This is a genomic window from Streptomyces griseus subsp. griseus (assembly GCF_000720255.1).
In the GTDB taxonomy this organism is placed as follows: domain Bacteria; phylum Actinomycetota; class Actinomycetes; order Streptomycetales; family Streptomycetaceae; genus Streptomyces; species Streptomyces griseus_I.
In genome coordinates, this window is sequence record NZ_JOJE01000109.1 from 1 (window position 1) to 1,929 (window position 1,929).

2 protein-coding genes and 1 pseudogene are annotated in these 1,929 nt (G+C 74.8%); all 3 read right to left on the bottom strand.

Annotated elements, in window-relative coordinates; genetic code table 11:
* Nucleotides 1-305, bottom strand: a pseudogene (locus IG99_RS44705) (ABC transporter permease); the annotation flags it as partial.
* A gap of 5 nt (nt 306-310) precedes the next feature.
* Complete coding sequence (locus IG99_RS43280; protein ID WP_051866633.1) at nt 311-1,426, bottom strand: FtsX-like permease family protein; 1,116 nt, start codon at nt 1,424-1,426, stop codon at nt 311-313.
* Nucleotides 1,423-1,929 (bottom strand): ABC transporter ATP-binding protein (locus tag IG99_RS43285; protein ID WP_037684521.1); only part of this gene is annotated, 507 nt, incomplete at its 5' end. The genes IG99_RS43280 and IG99_RS43285, both read right to left, overlap by 4 nt.

Consider the following 1,929-nt stretch of genomic DNA (forward strand, 5'->3'; position numbering starts at 1 on the left):
GCGGTGATCCCGGCCGAGGTGATGGCGACGGTGAAGGTCACCACGAGCACCACTCGGGTGAGGGTGGTGAAGTCCTGGGTGAACTGTGTCTCGGACCAGTTCACGTCGATGGTGGTGAGCGGGTACTGGTCCGGTGTCAGGCCGGTCAGCGCGGTGCGGGCGCGGTCCAGTTCGGCCGGGCCGCCGGAGACGGTGGCGGTGACCTGACGGCTGTCGTAGGGGGCCGTGGCCACGAAGCCGTCGTCCACGCCGGCCACGGCGCTCACCCCGGCGGCCCGCAGACGCTGTTCGGCCTGTTTCCGCACCTGCGTCACCTTGTCGACCGGAGCCGCGATGGCGAGCTGGTCGGGCCGTCCTCCCCACGGGGGAGCGGCGTCCAGGGTGAGCAGGGCGAAGAATCCGGCGACGAAACCGGCCAGGGTGAGTCCGGAGACGATCCGCCAGGCAGCTTTGGGATCGTCCAGCAGCCGGCGCCGGCGAGCGCGCTGATGACGACCAGCGCGACCACCCCGGCCATGACCGCCAGCAGTGGCAGCGCGCCGATCCACAGGTCGGCCCGGTACCAGGCGCCTCCCGCGAGCGGCAGACTCGCCGCCGGCGGCAGCAGCACCGCGTATCCCGCGGCGCCGAGCAGTGCCCCGGCCGCCCCGGTGAGCAGTGCCTCAGCGGCCGTCATTGCGGCGACACGGCCCGGCGTGGCACCGATCAGGCGCAGCGCGGCGAGGCGCTGGTCGCGGCGGGAGACCGACAGGCGTGCGGCCGAGGCCGCCAGCACCAGCAGCGGAACGATGACGAGGATGGTGGCGACCCGGGCCAGGGACTCGTACATTCTGCCCGTGCCGTCCGTCAGCGGCGCGCCGGTGAAGGACGCGACGCGAGTGGGGGAGACGATGTCGCCGGCCCGGCGCGGATCGGGCGCGCGCTCGGCGGTGACCGCCGGGTCGCCGGTGCGGTGTCCGATCACCGCGACGAGTTCGCCGGGGTGGGCCAGTGCCTCGCGGCCCAGGGTTCCGGTGGGCGTGCCGGGCACCGGGTGGCGGTCGGCGGGCAGCCGGTCGAGCAGGGCGCCGAGCGCCGGGGAGACCCACAGTTCGCCGGGCGCGGGGAAGCGGCCGAGGCCGGGCGGGGCGGGAGCGGCGCGGCCGGGCAGTCGGGCGACGTCCACGACGGTGACGGGTGCTCCTGCGGTGAAGGTGGTCCCGACCGCCTCGACCGCCACGGGGCGGGAGGACTCCACGGGGTTGCGCCAGTCGGTGCGGTCCGAGCGGTGCTGGAAGCCGAGGTTCATCGCGACGCACAGCAGCAGCAGGGTGGTGGACACGGCCGCCGCCGCGACCGCGAGCCCGGTGGCGAGCAGGCCGGTGCGGCCGCCGGCCCGCGTGAGCCGCCAGGTCAGTGCCCAGGTGGTGCGGTCCAGTGTCCTCATCGCCGGTACCCCGCGTTCGCCTCGGCCCCGGTGCCCGTCACTGCCCCGGCCTCCGACTCGGTGTGAGCCTCGGCCAGCCGGCCGTCACGCACCTGCACCGTGCGGTCGCACCAGCGAGCCACGTTCGCGTCGTGGGTGACCAGGACCAGGGCGGCGCTCTGGCGGCGGCTGACGTCCGTCAGCAGTTGGATGACCTCCATGCCGGTGGCCTGGTCCAACGCGCCGGTCGGCTCGTCGGCGAAGATCACCTTTGGCTTGCCGACCAGAGCCCGGGCGATGGCCACCCGCTGCGCCTGACCTCCCGACAGCTGCCCGGGGCGCCGGGCTTCCAGGCCCTGCAGTCCCAGGGGGCCGAACCACTGCCGGGCCTGCTCGACGGCCGCCCGGCGTGGCGTGCCGCCCAGCATCAGCGGCAGGGCCACGTTCTCGTCGGCGGGCAGTTCCGGCAGCAGCTGGCCCGACTGGAAGACGAAGCCGAACGCGGTGCGGCGCAGCTCGCTGCG